We start from the raw sequence: 17,930 nt of genomic DNA on the forward strand, positions 1-17,930 counted from the left end.
TATGCGATATGAGCGGTCATAAGGCGTGTTTACTGGCAAAGCCGGACCAGAGCCGCCACTTTTTCCGGGTCTACTTTGCCCTGGCTGAACACAGCTGAATAACTGTGTACAGACCAGAGCTGTCCCGCAGGTCTTAGTCTGTTGGTGACTGCGGCCAGGTTGTCTAAACTCACACCGCCCCCCACCACTAATTCAATTCGGCCAGCAGCCTGAATTTTCAGTTGCAGTAATAGGTCAAGCCCATGCATTACTCCTAAATCACTGCCCCATAAAGTACCGGCACTCAGCACTCTGTCGACACCCAGCTCAATCAGTTGATTCAATGCCTGACTCCGGTCATGAATGGCATCAAAAGCACGGTGAAAAGTCACCTGCAGCCCCAGCCGTTTAGCCTGGCTGATCAATAGTTCCAGAGCAGGTAAATCCAGACCACGTTGGTTCGTTAACAACCCCAGCACAACACCATCGGCCCCCGCATCAGCAGCCTGACTAATGGCCTGTTGCATAGCTGCAAGCTCCGCTTTTGTCTGGATTTGGTCGTCACTGCGAAAGCGCACCATCACCAATAAACCTGGCCTATCGGCAAAAGCGCGACGGGCTTTTTGTATAGCAACAAGGCCCGGAGTCATGCCTTGTTGCTGCATATCAGCACAAAGCTCAATACGGCTGGCTCCGCCTTGCCATGCTGCACCGACATTGGCTTCGAGCTGTTGCAGATCGTCGGCGTTAATACAAATTTCCAACTGCGTCATGGCAAAATCTCCAGTAAACCCAGACGGGCGTCCAGAGTTTCAGTAGCACCTTGTGTCAGTAAACCTATCTGGACTATCTGGCGACCTGCCAAAGCGGCTAAAGACTGACTCTGAATAGTCCAGTCGCTGGAGGACTGCAATGGCAGCAGAAAACGTTCACCCTCTGCCGTTTGTAAATACAACTCCAGCCCCTGACTTTGGCCCTGACTGATCAGGCGGATTTTGCTGTTTACACTCAGTACCACAGCACTGTGATACAAAGGCATCAGACTTAGTGTTGTGGCTTTTCCGCGCACAGCTAAAGAACTGCCGCCCTGATAAGGCTGGTCAAAATCGTAACTTAGTTGCAGTGTGTTACTGCCCTGTACAGCAAATTGCCAGGTGGGTAACACATCCTGCCGACTCATATCAGTCCAGGCACCGCCCGTTTTTTTGCCTTGCTGCATCATGACTTTGCCCTGACCCGTATTAAAACTGGTGCTAAAAGGCAAACTCAGCAGGCTGGATTTAGCCGGCAAATAAGCCCCTAATCCTTTCCAGCCGGCTTTGTCCACCAGCGCAAGGTTCAGATCATCACCGGCAAAAATCCGGCTTTCGGTGGCATAAAAAGACGACACGTCAGTGGGGTCAGTACGAAAACGGCTGAAGACTGGGGTGTGGGCTTCACCATCAAAGTTAAAATTCACATTAGGCGCAAATAAAGCAATAGAACTCTGTGCTTTATGGCCATCAAATAACCAGTCCAGCCATTGGTACGAGCTAAAAGCTCGCTGCGCATCCCGGCTTGGCCAGAGGTCAACGCCAGTGTAAACATCATAAGGGCTGCGACCCAGCTCCAGCGCTTTTTGCCGGGAAGACAGCACCATAGCTTTGTCCCACCAGTAATTGAGGAAAATCGCGTCTGATGAAGGTACTTGTGCTTGCAGGAACTGCTGATTTTTAGCATTCAGTTGGTTTTGCCAGCGTACTTCGCCTGAAGCGAGCATCGAATCGTACCAGTGAATTTCCATGCCTTGAGGGGCATTGGCGGTCAGATACTGCATAAAAGCCAATAAACGCTTGGCTAAATCGCGGCCACGCTGCAGGTCTTTTTTGCCTTTGACCAGTTGATTCTGCGCATCTTTGACTGCGGTTAAGTCCGTTTCCTGATTAATAAGCCAGCCATCAAAACCGTAGTAGTCTGCAATCTGGAGCAGCTTGTCCGCCAGAATAAAACGGCCTTGGTTATCTTGTTCCAGTAAGGCTTCCACTGTATCCGGATTACCGCCCCACTGGGCTATCCCCAAAAACACTGAGCCTATCACTTTAACGCCATTTTTATGGGCTGTATCAACCCAGGGTCTGGCTGGAATTTGCACTGTTAAATCGGCCGTACCAGCAAACCAGTTCAGCACATCAATCTGTGACCAGTGGGTGAAGTTGTATAAGTTAAACTGCGGCTGCATCTTGAGGTAGTTGGCAAAATTGTTCATGCCATCAGGCGCATACAAGACTTTAGCCTGAGAATCCAACTGCTGTTGGCCAGCCAGCGGTGCGCTAATGCGACGGGCCAGCGGCACCTTCGATACATTATCCGCTGACGCTGTCTCAGCCTGTGGCGACCAGTCCCTGGCCTGCTTAAGAGTTAAAGCAAAAGGCGGCTGATCGGGCTGAAGTTGCGCCTGAGCCTGTGCAGTGAGAGAAAAGCCAGATACACAGAAAAAAACAAACCAGAACCGTAACATCAGACTTTGGCTCCAAGCAGGCTTTTGCCATCAATCAGCGTGCTGCCCGCTTTGTTTTGTACGGCATAATTGAAACCAGGCTGAATACCATAAGCGCCATACTGGCCCTGTTTATTTAATGCCAGAAAGCCGACCTGAAACTGAGCATAATCGCCCAGCTTACGGGCAATTCGCAGCACGGCCTGTTTACAGGCTTCTTCAGGACTTGCGCCCTGACGCATCAGTTCAACTACCAAATGGCTGCCGACTGTTTTGATCATCAGCTCGCCCATGCCTGTGGCTGTGGCTGCGCCAATATCGTTATCCACATACAAACCAGCACCAATCAGCGGCGAATCACCGACCCGGCCATGCATTTTGTAAGCAGCACCACTGGTGGTACAGGCTCCGCTTAAATTGCCGGCAGCGTCCATCGCCAGCATGCCGATGGTGTCGTGATTTTCGATATTAATTTGCTGAATTTTTTGATCCTTTAACCAGGCTTTCCAGTCGGCTTCGGATTCAGCGGTCAGCAGATTTTCTTCTTTAAAACCCTGCTGCAATGCAAACTGTTTTGCGCCTTCGCCAACCAGCATCACATGAGGTGTTTTTTCCATCACCAGCCGGGCGACCGAAATCGGGTGTTTAATATTCTGCAGAAAGGCCACTGAACCACAGTTCATATGCTCGTCCATAATGCAGGCATCCAGTGTGACTATTCCGTCCCGATCCGGATAACCGCCATAACCTACAGTCCGTACTTTAGGGTCGGCTTCAGGCACCCGAACTCCGGTTTCAACCGCATCCAAAGCACGACCACCTTTGGCCAGTACTTGCCAGGCGGCTTCATTTGCAGCCAAACCATGTTCCCAGGTGGATACCACTATGGCTTCAGGTTGTTTTTTAACTGCCGCAAAAGCTGGTGTGGTTTTGCTCAAACCGACCAGTCCCGTCATACCTAAGAGTGCAGATAATTTCAGAAAATCACGTCTTGAGCGCATTAGTTTTCCTTAGCGACACACAGAGCCGCCTGATGAGACTGTCGGGCAAATAAAATGGCTCCCTGCTCCGGTGAAGATAAAGCAGGATTGATACATACCGATAATTGAGGATCCAGCCAGGGCTTAATACGTTCAGAAATACCCCCTATCATCGACACTCCAGATACTTGCGTGCTCAGAAGTTTGCGGATCACCTGATTAATAAAAGCAGCGCCATGCTGAATAAAAGACAGACACACTTTGTCGCCCAGATCCGCCAGCTCAAACACCAGCGGTGCAAGCTTTGCGTACTCTGTGGCAGAAGCATTCATATATTGTTCCGCCAGTGCTGTGGCCGTTTTATCTTTCAGCAGCACAGAAGTCAGTCGGGTGGGTAAGCCAACGCCATCTGCATCAAGTAATACAGCTTTAACAGCTTCAAGGCCAAACCATGAACCGCTGCATGTTGCATTAATAGGAAAGCCATAACCACCAATTTGGGTAAGTTGGCCCTGATGGGCAGATAAAGAGCTAAAACCAGTCCCCAGAATAATCACTGCCCCATCCAGCCCCTGATGGGCTCCTGTTGCTGCTACATGCAAATCTGTGGTCAGGTATAAAGCTTTGAACGGATGTTGCCACTGCTGCATCGCCTGCTGCATCAAGGGTAGATGTAAACCAGCCAGGCCTGCACCTACAATCAGTTGGTTTTTATCCGCAGGAGTCAGACCAGCCTGTAACAAAGCTTGGTCTGTTGCTGTGAGAATAGACTGAATAGCTTGTTCTGTGCCGTAGACAGGATTGGCTGGTCCGCCACGACCCTCGCCCAGTAAAAGGCCGGTATCGTCCTGTAACATCACGCGGCAATGGCTGCCACCACCGTCTATTCCAAGATACCAGGTTTTACTTGGGGTCTGTTCGACGGATGCCACTCTATCAGTCATGGTGTGCTTGTTCCTTTTGTGTTCAGGACAGCAGCCCCTGAATCACCTTATTTTTCAAAAAAGTGGCCAGTTTCACACTGGCCACTCATCGGACTTACAGCTCAGGTCCTATCAACTCAATTTCAGCAATCTGCATCAGGGTGTCATCCCCTTTGTTTTTGGTGATATTGATACGGTAGGTGGTAAAGGCAAAACCATTACCCATTTCAAACAGTTTACGTTCTGCTCTGTTATCCCAGGATTCACCAACCCAGCTGCCAATGCGGGTCCAGGTGGTACCGCCATCGTTCGAACCTTCAATATTAAAGTTCTCCGGATCACGGCTGTCTGCATCACCAGCACTGGTAATAGCTATACTGCTGACAATTTTTGCCGCTGGTAAATCCAGCTGGATCCAGGAAGGATTGGCTTCTGTAGGTGCGCCTTTCCATTCGTTATGATCCAGCCACTTGGTCGCGACATCATCATCAAAAGCTTTGTCTTCAGATTCAGCATCACCAATACGGTTACGGGCACTAATAGCTACACCAGCAGCAGAAGAGTGATCCACAGACTGATACTGCGGACCAATCAGCTCAATTTCGGCCACTTGCATCAGTGTGTCATCCCCTTTGTTTTTGGTGATATTCACTCTGTAATAACTGAACGCAAGTTGGTTACTGAAAGAGAACAGCTTACGTTCCAGTCGTTGTTCAAAACCTTCACCCACCCATGACGCCAGTTTGATCCAGCTCACACCATCATTGGAGGCTTCAATATTAAAGTTCTGTGGATCACGGCTGTCTGCATCATTAGCACTGATCATAGCTAGTTTATTAACTGTGGCAGGTGCTGGTAACTGAACCTGCACCCAGGAAGGATTTGCTTCTGTCGGAGCTCCTTTCCAGTCGTTGTGATCCAGCCATTTGGTGTCTTTTTTACCATCAAAAGCCATAGCGCCAGCTTCTGCATCACTAATGGCATCACGTTCAGTCACAATAATGCCAGCGGTCAGACCGTGGTTCAGATCAGGTAACTTAGGGCCCACCAGACCAATCTCAGCAATCTGCATCAGGGTGTCATCCCCTTTGTTTTTGGTGATATTCAGTCTGTAAGTATCAAAAGCCAAAGTATTTCCAACACTGAACTGACGACGTTGCAGACGGCTGTCAAAACTTTCGCCGACCCAACTGGCCAGGTTCTGCCAGGTGACACCACCATCTGAACTAGCTTGTAACTCGAAGTTTTCCGGGTCTCTGGCATCTGCATCATTAGCACTGGTCAGCACCAATGTGTCTACAGCTTTCGCCTCTGGCAATACCACTGTCACCCAAGACGGGTCTTCAACTGTTGGTGCGCCCTTCAACTCGTTATGATCCAGCCACTTAGTATTCACGTCGTTATCAAAGGCTTTAGCAGGAGCTTCTGCTTCACCAATAAAATTGCGGGCAGTGATGGTTGCCGAACCTACAGGGTCTGTATGATCAGCACCAGTGTAGATGGGCCCGACAAAAGACACTTCAGCAATTTGCATCAGCGTATCATCACCTTTGTTTTTAGTGATGTTCAGGCGGTAATAACTAAATTCCAGAGCATTGGAGAATCTGAATTCCTTGCGCTCAAAACGCTCATCAAAAGTTTCACCAATAAATTCAGCTAAGGTAACCCAAGTCACACCATCATTGGACGCCTGCAGATTAAAGTTTTCAGGGTCACGGGCCGGTGAATCGTTGGCACTGGTGATAAACAGACTACTAACGGCCTGCGGCGCAGCAAATTGCACTTGCAACCAGGACGGAGCCACTGCTGTCGGTGCACCTTTCCAGTCATTGTGATCCAGCCATTTAGTATCTGTTTTACCGTCAAACACCATAGCACCAGCTTCAGCATCGCTGATTGCATTGCGGGTAGTAATAATGGCAGAGGCTATATTTTCTTTGGTTGTTACTTCTTGAACAGGTGCAGAACTACCTTCTTCTTCGATAAAAGGCAAAGAAAGATCAACAACATCCTCCGCTGTCATCGACAACTGCGCCAGATAAGGCACAGCGCTGATTGAAGCCAGCATGCGTTCCCGCAGCGGTTGTAACACAGTCACGTCGCCTTCATTTGCGATGGCGATAGCTGCGACTACTTCATTCATCAAGCCGGCTAAGCTCTCGCCTTCAGTGATATTGGCAAAAGCGGCATTAAGCAAAGATAACTTGATGGTATCAGTGCTGACCAAAACGTCTGTGCATACTTCTTCCAACACGGGCTGACCCTGACCATCCAATACCGGATTGCCGTCAGCATCTACAGCTGGTACCTCTTCACAGTCTTCGCCAGTGACGAAGTTTTCATAAGCTTCAGCACTGATCAAAGTGCTTTGAAACACATTAGCTTTGGCACTGACGCCTAAAGCCTTCAACAGGGTCTGCGAATTATCAGCCAGCGCCATTTCATACAACTGACGAACCGACACATTACGACCGCCAGCTACATCTGCTGCCACCAAATCTGTGGCCATAGTAGTTAAAGCAGTGGCCTGAAAACTGGCATCAGCCACAGCATCAGATACATTGGCATAAGGCACAGCCACATAAGTCAGAGTGCTGAATTGAGTACCACTCAGCCCTGTACCTTTCAGGCTGCCGCCTAAAGCAACACCGGCACAAGAGGCCGCGTCACAGATCATGCTAGTCTGATCGTCGGCACTGACTACGACTTTAAACATACTGTTCAGGCCAAAGCCTTCTTTGCTTTGCACACTGAAACTGATGTTGCCACTGGCATCAGTCCGATCAGCAACTTGCATTGTTACAGGTGCGCCATTTAACTGAGATACGCTGACTGCAGCGTTACTCAAAGTACCTTTGACCGCCGAACCTTTTATATCTGCATAAGTGAAGTCCAAAACTACAGGAACATCATCAGGTTCTACTTCACCAGCACCACCGCCACAACCATATAAAGTGCCAAGCGCCAGTACTACGACAGCATATAACTTATTTTTATGAAATCTGTTCATTACTAATCCTCTACCCAAGGTTCCAGGCTCTTACAGCCATGTTGTCTCGTCGTTTAATCCATCAGAATCTGTAAGTTGCACCCAGATAGGCACGACGGCCACTGTAGGAGTTCTGGATAAAACGATTGTCCGTGTCATCGCCCAGATAGCGGTATACTTCCGACTCTGTCAGGTTGATGACGGATGCTGACACCACCAGACTTTCGGTCAGGTTATAACTGGCATTGAGGTCGACCTGATCATAAGCAGCGCTGTACACGTTCATTTCCCAGTCTGAGTTGTACTCACCCACTGTAGGACCACGTTTGTTGTAAGAAGCCCGGACGCTGAATAAATCGTCCTCGTAAAAGGCAGAGAAGTTCATCTGGTATTTGGAGCTGCCGATCAGAGGTGATTCACCTATTTTCTGACCGTCCAGTTCTACATTTGCCTGATTTGTATTGTTTCTGGTGTAGTTGGCAGAAAAACCAAAACCATTTTCATAGAAATGCTGAATGTAGACTTCAACACCGGACGAGGTAGCATCAGTACCATTGGCGGCAGTGCTGAAATCCCGAACATTCAGATTGTCACCACCAGCAGTCACCACTTTGTCACCGGCATTACTTAACACAAATTCCCGCACCGGCACATTACGGCTGGCATCGATAATCAGCGGCACCACAAAGTTATCAACATTCTTTTGGAACAGCGCGATACCTAAGCCTGAACCATTGCCATAGTAATACTCCAGTGAACTGTCAAACTGGGTCGATTCCAGAGGTTGTAACGATGGGTTACCACCTGAACCTGTCCAGCCTTCGCTATCATTGATTTCGTCAAAATCCGGGGCGCCGGAACGATCCGCAGCATATTCGCTTGAGGTATAAGTTAAAGTCTGGTACTGACCTAAATCATCATAACCAGGTCTGGCCATCACTTTAGCTGCTGCAAAACGCCATACCCAGTTTTCATTGATATCCCATGCCAGGTTCATACTGGGTAACAACTTGTTCTGAGTACTTTCTTTTTCTATATAAAAGAACTCTTCAGGCGCCCGTTGTGCCTGAGGCAGCTCTACACCATTGGCGTCTTTCCAGTCCAGTCGGTATACAATTTTATCCGAAGAGCCTGAAGTGGTAGTGGTGCTGACATAACGCACACCGACGTTACCACGCAGATCGGCATAACTGTAGTCAGCCTGTAAGTACGCAGCACTGATTTCTTCGCTGACGTTGTATACATAGTTAGGTTCTATACGAGTGTATTGAACGAAGTTTTGCTGCAAAATATCGTTGTATTTATACCAGTCCACTGCAGGAAACAGGTTGGTATTAATCGCATCAGACAGGTTGTCCAGTGATTCAGCCCGAATAACTGACGTCAACAAAGGAATACCGCCGTGGCGGGAATAGTCATCATCCAGAGAAATACCATCACCTGCTTCAGCGGCCGGGATATCAAAGTCTTTGGCTAAATAGAAAGTGTTGCGGGTATCACGATGGATTTCGCCATTGCGGTACTTAGCACCAAAATGCAGAGTGTTGAGGATTTCATAATCCAGATCATAGTCCACATCAATACTAGCGTAATCTTCTTCCTGAGTACCGGTAACAAAACTTGAATCTGTCGCACCTGGATCAGCCTGACCGCCTATGCCCGCCTTCATGTTATTGATCATGTTGGGGTCCATATAGGTTTTCATTCGATGGCCGGACAGATCATAGCCATAATACAAGGAAGACTCACCCGCATAATAAGCAGCACGGTATTTCTCGGAAGGTCCACCTTCGGCTTCGGTATGGCCAAAAGTCAGTTTGGCGTTGTAGTTGTCGCCTTCATAGTTGGCAAAAAAATCAAAGGTATCTGAGGTTGCTTCTTCACGTTTAAACTCACCGTTAATACGTGGAATATTAGAAACCAACTGCGGACCTGAAACACCAACTGAGTAGTCGATACCAGTGACAAACTGGCTGGCTGCATCTACCCGTACATCTGTCCAGAACTTGTCGTTATTGTTCCACTCCGGATACTCGAGCTGGTTTAATACTGAATCCTGACCTAATTTAAACTGGAAGTAATTCATGCCCACTTCAAGCCGGTCATTCAAACGCCACTGACTGGTAAACTGCACACCTTCACGGTTACGTTTTTCTTCCAAAACTTCCTGCACCATACTTTGGGCTGCATAACCTGAGGCTCCACCCTCTACAACCTGGTTATTTTCCCGTTCTGCGTACAAAAAGTTCTTATTCATGATGTTAACGCGGGAACTCTGAAATCTGTTGGTTCTGTCCTGGCGGGTATAACCAAACAGCATGCCAAAATCTTCGTCGTCATTTTTCCAGGAGTAAATGCCGCTGAACTGAGGCTCGTTTTTATCTGTAATATCTGAGTTACTGTATTCAACATTCAACACGCCGGAGTTTTTATCCATATCCAGCGGTTTACGGGTAAACATTAATACGGTACCACCTATACCACCTTCATCCAGTCGTGCTTCAGACGACTTATACACTTCCACTTTCTGGATCATGGTCGAAGGTAACAAAGCATAGGAGAAAGAGCGGGATGGTTCACCAGGTGAAGACGCAACAAAATTGCCGTTTAACTGGGTAAAGGTTAAATCTGATGATAAACCACGGATACTGACAGTAGCGCCTTCACCACCGCTGCGGGAAATAACCACACCAGGTACACGCTGCAAAGAATCTGCTACGTTTTTATCAGGAAATTTACCTATATCTTCTGCCGTAATAGCGTCCACTGTGGCTACAGATATACGTTTGATTGCAAGATTTTCTGCGGAGGAAGCCCGTATACCTCTGACTTCAATCACCTCTGTTGCTTTAGCTTCAGCTTCTTCCTGCTTATTCGGTGTTTCCTGAGCATAAGCCAGACCCATAGCACTGAGCATTGAAAGGTAAAGTACTGATTTGCTGAAACCACGCCGATAAACGTGATGTCCTGTTGTATTCCTTGTAGCCATTGGCCGCTCCCCGTTGTTTCTGCAATGTAATCGTATTCAAACGTCACTTGCTTTGATAATAATTTGTTTTATTTCTTATGCTTACAATCAAAACACAACAAGAAATCAGCGTCAGGCTGAAAACTGAAATGTAATCGATTACAGAGCAGGAAAAAATACTAGCCCCAGAATTCAGGGCTGTCAACATGGCATCGCAACGGAGTTGTAGTATCGTGGAATATTCAGACGGGATGGTTCAATAAAAACTAAGGTATCTATTTGTTTTTATTTAATTAAATATTTCATCGCACGGGTCTATTTTTCTGGCGAATCACTGTACCTTTGGCAGAACCAGCAGCAAAAATCAGTGCTGGCCTGGCTTAAATACAGGTCCTGTACTTTGTCGTTCTAACAGACTAAAAGGCAGAATTTCTCTGGTTCTGGTTAAAGGCTGACGGTTAATCTGCTGGATCAGCACTTCAACGGCCCGGCGCCCCATCTGATAAGCGGGTTGGTCCACAGTCGTCAGTGGCGGGTCCATATAAGCTGCAACCCTGATATTATCAAAGCCAGTCACAGAAATATCATCAGGCACTGTTAACCCATGCTTTTTGATGGCGTACAAAGCGCCAATGGCTATGTCGTCATTAAAGCAAATAATGGCGGTAGGCCGCTGCGAAAGGCTTAACAACTGCTGCACGCCTTCCACACCAGTTTCAATCTTATAGCTGCCGCCAACCAGCATGGCGTCATCAAAAACAATGCCTTCTTCTGCCAGCACACTTTTAATACCAGCCAGTCGGTCATGGTGGATTTGACTGCTGATTTGTCCGGCAATAATACCAAAACTGCGGTGGCCATAACTGATCAGATGATGAGTCACAGCGCGGGCTGCGGCGTAGTTATCCAGCTCAATCACCGGATACTTTTTATCACCTTCAATACGCTCACAGACACTGACTACGGGCAAATTTTCCACCAGATGAGCATCGGCCTGCGAAAAAGGAAAAGAGTGGTCCAGCTGGATCAGGCCATCGGCTCTGTTGGTCAATAACATGCTGGCATATTCGTGCTCACGACTGGCCGATCCCTGAGTATCACCTAATAGCACTGAATAGCCTTTTTCCTGCGCAGCTTGTTCTATGCCTTCAATGATCCGCATAAAGAAAGGGTTAACCAGGTTAGGGACCAGTACCACTATAGAATTGGATTTACCGGTTTTGACACTGGTGGCCATCCAGTTTGGGCGATAACCTGCTTGCTGTACCGCAACCATCACCTTTTCCCGGGTCAGAGGCGACACCAGCTCAGGATCTTTTAATGTCCTTGAAACTGTTGCTGTCGATACCCCGGCTAACTCACTTACCTTTTTAATATTGGTCATGAACTATAAAAATTCCGTTACTTTCCAGATCAACGGATTAAATCCCGTTTACAAGGTAATTTAGCAGTAAATCCTATGTTCCCACCACTGTATGACAATATCAAGGACGATGTAATCGGTATCAGTGATATTTATCAACAATTCCTCACTTATCTGGAAAAACAGCGCTAAATCCGGCCAAAAATCCGCTTATTTTTTGCTGGACTCACCATATGTAATCGATTACAGTCAGGCCACTTATTCACTAAACCTTGTGTCAGGCATAACCCCATCTGGTAGGCCGTGGCAATAAAAAGGGTATTTTCAGAGTTGAACCTATGATGACGCGTAAAGTCAGCCTTGCCGCCATTGTCAGCCTGCTTATGGTCGCCTGCACACCATCGCTACAACACACAACAACAGAACCCCAGCACCAGACTGACCTCAGTCTGGTATCGCAGGATTTGGTCAGTTATGTCAATCCGCTGATGGGCACAGACTCCAGCTTCAGTTTATCCAACGGCAATACCTATCCTGCTGTTGCTACGCCATGGGCCATGCATTTCTGGACGCCTATGACGGGTGCTATGGGCGATGGCTGGACCTACAAATACGATGATGAAAAAATTCGTGGTATTAAGCAAACCCACCAGCCAAGCCCCTGGTTAAACGACTATGGTGCTTTTTCGCTGATGGCGGTGACAGGTGAGCTGAAGTTTAAAGAAGAAGAGCGGGCTTCCTGGTTTTCGCATAAAGCTGAACAGGCCAGCCCTCATCATTATTCGGTGTATCTGGCCGACTATGACGTTACAGCCGAAGTCACCCCAACAGAGCGGGCTGCACAATTTCGTTTTACCTTTCCACAAACACAGCAGGCTTACATTATTCTGGATGCCTTTAATCAAGGTTCCATGGTGAAAATACTGCCAAAACAACGCAAAATTATTGGCTACGCCCGCAATAACCATGGTGGTGTGCCGGAAAATTTTCATAACTACTTTGTGATTGAATTTGATAAAGATTTTGAATTAACTCACACCTGGCATGACAGTTGGCAGCTCAACACCAATAGTCAGCAAAGTGAAGGTCAGCATGTAGGAGCTGTCATTGGTTTTAAAACCAAAAAAGGCGAGCAAGTGCATGCCCGCGTCGCCTCTTCTTTTATCAGCCCGGAACAAGCCCAGCTGAATCTGGACCGCGAACTGGCAAAAGACGACTTCAACAACACATTGGCCAAAGCCAAAGCCAGCTGGCAAAAAGAACTATCACGTATCAGAGTGGACGATCAGGACCTGGAGCAGGTGCGGACTTTTTACTCTACCTTGTATCGACTGATGCTGTTTCCGCGTAAGTTTTACGAGCTGGATCAAAACCAACAGGTGGTGCACTACAGTCCTTACAATGGCCAGGTATTGCCGGGTTATATGTTTACTGACAATGGCTTCTGGGACACCTTCCGCGCCGTATTCCCGTTTTTCACCCTAATGTATCCGGAGCTGGATGCGCAAATCATGCAGGGGCTGGTCAATACCTACAAAGAATCCGGCTGGTTACCTGAATGGGCCAGTCCTGGTCATCGTGACGTCATGATAGGCTCCAACTCGGCTATTAATATTGCCGATGCTTACCTCAAAGGTATCCGTGGTTTTGATATTGAAACCTTGTATCAGGCGGCACTGAAAAATGCTGAAGTGGAACAAGGCCGTCCGGTTAATTCAGTCGGCAGAGCAGGCCTTGAGTACTACAACACTTTGGGTTATGTACCTTATGACTCCGGTATTCATGAAAATGCGGCCCGCACTCTGGAGTATGCCTTTGCCGATTTTAATCTGTATAAGCTGGCGACTGCTTTAGGCAAAACAGAAGAGGCGAAGACCTTTTATCAGCGCTCTCTGAATTACCGGCATTTATTTGATCGCGAGTCTGGTTGGATGCGCGGTAAAAATAAAGATGGCAGTTTCCAGGCACCATTTAATCCACTGAAGTGGGGCGACGCTTTCACCGAAGGCAATGCTTTGCACTACAGTTGGTCTGTGTTTCATGACATAGCCGGCCTGAAACAACTAATGGGTGGCAATCAGGCTTTTCTCGATAAACTGGATCAGGTATTTGAGATGCCGCCGGTTTTTGATGACTCCTACTATGGTTTTACTATCCACGAAATCCGTGAGATGCAAATCGTTAATATGGGCAACTATGCTCATGGCAATCAGCCCATTCAGCATATGATTTATCTGTATAACTACGCCGGGCAACCGTGGAAAACCCAGCAGAAGATCAGAGAAGTACTGAATAAGCTGTATTCAGCAACTCCTGATGGCTACAGCGGTGATGAAGACAACGGCCAAACCTCAGCCTGGTATGTATTCAGCGCTATGGGGTTTTATCCTGTCACACCAGGTGCAGGTCAATATGTGATTGGCAGCCCTTTGTTTGACAAAGTGACGCTGACGTTACCCAACGGCAAAAACTTTGTGATCACAGCACAGCAGAATAACCCCGACTCCCCTTATATCCAGCAAGCCAGTTTAAATGGTCAGCCGCTGCAACAAAGCTGGCTGGATCACAAAACTATTCAGGCAGGTGGCCAGCTGAATTTCCTGATGGGATCTGAACCAGAAAAAAGCTGGGCCAGTGCAGAACATGCAGTGCCTTATTCCATGTCGTTGGAGCAATCCAGCCCTGAAACCCCTAAAGCAAAAACAAGAGATTAACCTATGGCTATCATCCACCACAGCAATCACAGTGCCAGTCCCGGAGTCAGCAGCAACTTTGCTTTTATTGCTATGACCACTCTGTTTTTTATCTGGGGTTTTATCACGGCGCTGAATGACATACTGATCCCTCATCTGAAGGCCGCTTTTGAGCTGAGTTACACTCAGGCCATGCTGGTTCAGCTGTGTTTTTTTGGCGCTTATTTTATTGTCTCACCTTTTGCCGGCAAGCTGATTGAACGTATAGGTTATGTGCGTGGCATCATTACCGGCTTATGCACTATGGCTTTAGGTTGCCTGCTGTTTTATCCGGCCGCCGAGGTATCGGTTTATGCAGTGTTCTTATGTGGCCTTTTTGTGCTGGCCTCCGGCATCACCATTTTACAGGTATCGGCCAACCCTTATGTAGCTGTGTTAGGTTCAGAAAAAACCGCTGCCAGCCGGTTAAGCCTGGCTCAGGCCATTAACTCTTTAGGCCATACACTGGCGCCTTTATTTGGTGCTGCGTTAATTTTTGGTGCGGCCACAGCCGACAGCGCCAGCGCAGTACAACTGCCTTATCTGATATTGGCAGGCGCTGTACTTTTGACTGCCTTTGGTTTTTTATTTCTGAAACTGCCACAAATGCAAACAGAACAAAATACAGAAACCTCTGCTGGCGGTAGTATCTGGCAACAAAAACACCTGGTGTTTGGTGCTGTGGCGATATTTTTGTATGTAGGCGCTGAAGTCTCTATCGGCAGTTTTCTGGTGAACTACTTTGCTGACAGCAGTATTGCCGGACTCAATGAACGTGAAGCCAGTCAAATGGTGTCCTATTACTGGGGCGGTGCCATGATAGGCCGTTTTGTCGGTGCTTTATTAACACGTTTTATTGCGCCCATTTATGTGCTGGCGACCAATGCAGTCATAGTGATCCTGTTATTAGTCCTGAGCATCAATAGCAGTGGCGAGCTGGCAATGTGGTCTGTGCTGGCTGTGGGATTTTTTAACTCTATTATGTTCCCTACTATTTTCACTTTAGCTATTCGTGGCCTTGGCCCTCTGACCAGCAGAGGTTCAGGTTTGTTATGTCAGGCCATAGTAGGAGGTGCTGTATTGCCTCTGCTGCAAGGCCTGGTCGCAGACCACAGTTCAGTGCAATGGAGCTTTGTGGTGCCTATGCTGGCGTATTTTTATATCTGCTGGTATGCGTTGTCAGGCTCTCGCCTCTCTGTCACCACAGCGCAGCCAGAGACCATTTCCCATCCTCAGACTGAGACTCGATCATGAGAAAAATTCTTTGTTTCGGCGAAGCCTTAATCGACTTTTTAAACACAGGCCATAATCCGCAAGGACCGCTGAATTTAGCAGTGTTTTGCCAGTATCCGGGCGGTGCTCCGGCCAATGCTGCTGTAGCTGTAGCGCGTTTAGGCGGCCGGGCTTATTTTGCCGGTCAGGTGGGTCAGGATATGTTTGGTAACTTTCTGCGCAACGCTTTAGTGGCTTATGGCGTTGATACCCGCTTTTTATTGCAACATCCAACGGCCAGCACAGCTTTGGCTTTTGTCGCTTTGGATGATAAAGGTGAGCGCAGTTTTTCTTTCCATCGCCATCAGACGGCTGATGTGATTTTGCGCTCCGACCAGGTCAGTGATCTATGGTTCAGCGGCGACACTATGCTGCATTTTTGCAGCAACACCCTGACCACAGCAGACATTGCCAGTTGCACTAATACTGTAGTCCGTAAAGCCAAAGCGGCAGGTAATCTGGTTAGTTTTGACGTCAACCTGCGGCACAATTTGTGGGCCAGCGGCCAGGCTGACAGAAACCTGGTGAACCAACTGGTCACTCAAGCTGATCTGGTGAAATTCTCCCGTGATGAGCTGGAGTATTTAGCCCAAGGGCAAACTGAAGCTTATATTCAGCATTGCCTGGCGCAGGGTTGCCAATTATTGCTGGTGACAGATGGCGCTAAAACCATAGAGTATTTTACCCAGACCAGCTCAGGACTGATCACGCCACCCAAAGTGCAGGCTGTGGATACCACGGCTGGCGGTGATGCCTTTATTGGTGGTTTTTTATATGGCTTAAGCAGGCACACTGATTTAGCGGGCTTTTTTAGTCAAACCAAAGTGCTGGAACAGACGCTACATTTTGCCGCCCACTGCGGTGCTTATGCAGTGACCCAGCCCGGCGCCTTTACCGCCTTACCCGACTTGGCGGCCGTTAAAGCTCAGTTAACATGGCATGGCCATAAACTGCACGACTTCCCTTCTTCACTCTTTATTGGGGCCTGATATGAACTATTATTCGCAAGATTTCCTGCTGGCGCACTGCCAGAGCATTCTGGATTTTTATACCGACAGAGTAGTGGACAGCACTGGCGGCTATCATCAAAACTTTCTCGACGATGGCAGCCTGTTTGATACCCACTTTAAGCAGCTGGTCAGCAGCACCCGTATTATTGTTAATTACGCCACAGCGGCTTTGGTATTTCAGCGCGATGACTATCTGCAGATAGCAAAACATGGCCTGAATTATCTGGAGCAGGTGCACTGGCAAGCTGACACCGAAACCTACGCCTGGACCTTAGAAAACCATCAACCGCTGGATATGACACAACAAGCTTATGGTTATGCTTTTGTGTTGCTGGCCTACGCAGCTGCCCGTAAAGCCGGTTTAATTCACAGCGACGAGCCGTTATTCCGGGTCTATCAGCTATTGGAAAAACGCTTCTGGCAAGCCGATGCGGGTCTGTATGCAGATGAACTCAGCCCTGCAGGAGTACTGAGCGACTACCGGGGTCAAAACTCCAATATGCATTTATGTGAAGCCATGCTGGCAGCCTTCGAAGCCACAGGCAATGACCGTTTCCTGCAACGCGCCAATCAGCTGGCGTATAACATAGCTGTACGTCAGGCTGATTTAACTCAGGGCCTGGTGTGGGAACACTACAGCACGTCGTTCCAGCCGGACTGGGACTACAACAAAGCCGATCCAAAAAACCTGTACCGCCCCTGGGGTTTCCAGCCTGGACACCAGACCGAGTGGACCAAGTTATTGCTGATATTAAACCGTCATCAGCCGCAAGCCTGGTTAACAGAGCGTGCCGCGTCCTTGTTTGACCGTGCTTACCAGCAGGCATGGGATGCTGAACATGGCGGTTTAATTTATGGCTTTAATCCGGAAGGCCAATGGTGTGACGACGACAAATACTTCTGGGTTCAGGCTGAAAGTTTTGCCGCTGCCGCTTTACTGCACACAAGCACAGGCCAGCAAAAATACTTGCAGCAGTACGAGTCTTTATGGAATTACAGCTGGGCTCATATGATTGATCATCAGTACGGCGCCTGGTTCAGAGTGCTCAGACGTGACAACAGCAAGTATTCCAATCAGAAAAGTGCGGCTGGCGCCAAATGTGATTACCACACTTTATGTGCCTGTTTTGAAGTGTTGCGTGATTTAGGTCATCCGGCGCTGAAATAATATTTTCTGCCCGATGCAAAGCCAGAGCGGTTTTCTGCTAAATCCGCTCTGGTTGACTTAGAACGAGAAG

General features: G+C 48.1%; 11 protein-coding genes. 4 read left to right on the forward strand and 7 right to left on the reverse strand.

The annotated features are described in order from the left end of the window. Nucleotides 1-29: 29 nt before the first annotated feature. From OM978_RS20465 to OM978_RS20495, 7 genes are all read right to left on the reverse strand, one after another. On the reverse strand, nucleotides 30-752 hold the full coding sequence (locus OM978_RS20465) for a copper homeostasis protein CutC (protein WP_264344268.1): 723 nt from the start codon (nucleotides 750-752) through the stop codon (nucleotides 30-32). Next, entirely contained in the window at nucleotides 749-2,476 is a 1,728-nt protein-coding gene (locus tag OM978_RS20470; protein ID WP_264344269.1) for an endo-beta-N-acetylglucosaminidase, read from the reverse strand. Before OM978_RS20470 ends, OM978_RS20465 begins: the two co-directional genes overlap by 4 nt. Further along, nucleotides 2,476-3,456, reverse strand: coding sequence for a N(4)-(beta-N-acetylglucosaminyl)-L-asparaginase (locus tag OM978_RS20475; protein ID WP_264344270.1), 981 nt, complete (start codon nucleotides 3,454-3,456; stop codon nucleotides 2,476-2,478). Before OM978_RS20475 ends, OM978_RS20470 begins: the two co-directional genes overlap by 1 nt. Continuing rightward, complete coding sequence (locus OM978_RS20480) at nucleotides 3,456-4,379, reverse strand: BadF/BadG/BcrA/BcrD ATPase family protein (RefSeq protein ID WP_264344271.1); 924 nt, start codon at nucleotides 4,377-4,379, stop codon at nucleotides 3,456-3,458. The genes OM978_RS20475 and OM978_RS20480 overlap by 1 nt, the downstream gene beginning before the upstream one ends. Before the next feature lie 94 nt (nucleotides 4,380-4,473). Next, nucleotides 4,474-7,368 (reverse strand): discoidin domain-containing protein, encoded by a 2,895-nt coding sequence (locus OM978_RS20485; RefSeq protein WP_264344272.1) that lies wholly within the window; start codon nucleotides 7,366-7,368, stop codon nucleotides 4,474-4,476. A gap of 61 nt (nucleotides 7,369-7,429) precedes the next feature. Beyond that, nucleotides 7,430-10,336 carry a TonB-dependent receptor gene (locus OM978_RS20490; RefSeq protein WP_264344273.1) on the reverse strand — a complete coding sequence of 969 codons (2,907 nt, stop codon included), beginning with the start codon at nucleotides 10,334-10,336 and terminating at the stop codon, nucleotides 7,430-7,432. Nucleotides 10,337-10,679: 343 nt separating this feature from the next. Further along, the gene (locus OM978_RS20495) at nucleotides 10,680-11,699 is read right to left on the reverse strand and encodes a LacI family DNA-binding transcriptional regulator (RefSeq protein WP_264344274.1); all 1,020 of its coding nucleotides are present in this window, start codon (nucleotides 11,697-11,699) and stop codon (nucleotides 10,680-10,682) included. A 317-nt stretch (nucleotides 11,700-12,016) separates the two neighbouring features. Here OM978_RS20495 and OM978_RS20500 point away from each other — a divergent pair, with 317 nt between their 5' ends. From OM978_RS20500 to OM978_RS20515, 4 genes are read left to right on the forward strand one after another with little or no spacing between them, the layout of a single operon-like run. Continuing rightward, nucleotides 12,017-14,392: a GH92 family glycosyl hydrolase gene (locus OM978_RS20500; protein ID WP_264344275.1), complete on the forward strand. Its 2,376-nt coding sequence runs from the start codon at nucleotides 12,017-12,019 to the stop codon at nucleotides 14,390-14,392. 3 nt (nucleotides 14,393-14,395) lie between these two features. Further along, the gene (locus OM978_RS20505) at nucleotides 14,396-15,664 is read left to right on the forward strand and encodes a sugar MFS transporter (protein WP_264344276.1); all 1,269 of its coding nucleotides are present in this window, start codon (nucleotides 14,396-14,398) and stop codon (nucleotides 15,662-15,664) included. Beyond that, nucleotides 15,661-16,671 carry a carbohydrate kinase family protein gene (locus tag OM978_RS20510; protein ID WP_264344277.1) on the forward strand — a complete coding sequence of 337 codons (1,011 nt, stop codon included), beginning with the start codon at nucleotides 15,661-15,663 and terminating at the stop codon, nucleotides 16,669-16,671. The genes OM978_RS20505 and OM978_RS20510 overlap by 4 nt, the downstream gene beginning before the upstream one ends. A 1-nt stretch (nucleotide 16,672) precedes the next feature. After that, the gene (locus OM978_RS20515; RefSeq protein WP_264344278.1) at nucleotides 16,673-17,860 is read left to right on the forward strand and encodes an AGE family epimerase/isomerase; all 1,188 of its coding nucleotides are present in this window, start codon (nucleotides 16,673-16,675) and stop codon (nucleotides 17,858-17,860) included. Nucleotides 17,861-17,930 lie beyond the last annotated feature (70 nt).

The sequence above is a fragment of the Rheinheimera sp. MM224 genome (assembly GCF_947090785.1).
In the GTDB taxonomy this organism is placed as follows: domain Bacteria; phylum Pseudomonadota; class Gammaproteobacteria; order Enterobacterales; family Alteromonadaceae; genus Pararheinheimera.